Annotated in this window: 1 protein-coding gene; it reads right to left on the bottom strand. The window is 71.9% G+C overall.

The genetic code is table 11. The annotated features are described in order from the left end of the window. Window positions 1-221, bottom strand: a 221-nt coding sequence (locus tag KUM44_RS26765) for a succinylglutamate desuccinylase/aspartoacylase family protein (protein WP_217211838.1), incomplete at both ends; no start/stop codon positions are given.

Genomic DNA, 221 nt, shown 5'->3' with positions numbered 1-221 from the left:
GCGGTCGCCTTGTCGAGGTCCGCGTCACCGGTGAGGCGGTAGCCGACGAAGTCCCGCAGGACCTGGTCGATGCCGCCGCAGTGCAGGTCGATGTAGACGTCGGCGCCGTCGACCAGGTTCGCGAAGAGCCAGGCGGCCAGCCGCTCGGTGGGGCCGCCGGCCGGGTCGCCGGGGAAGACGCGGTTGAGGTTCACGCCGTCGACCGGGGAGATGTTGAGCCG

Source organism: Streptomyces sp. AC550_RSS872, from assembly GCF_019049285.1.
In the GTDB taxonomy this organism is placed as follows: domain Bacteria; phylum Actinomycetota; class Actinomycetes; order Streptomycetales; family Streptomycetaceae; genus Streptomyces.
The sequence above is the reverse complement of the archived record's forward strand: the minus strand, read 5'-3'. Positions and strand labels throughout refer to the sequence as shown.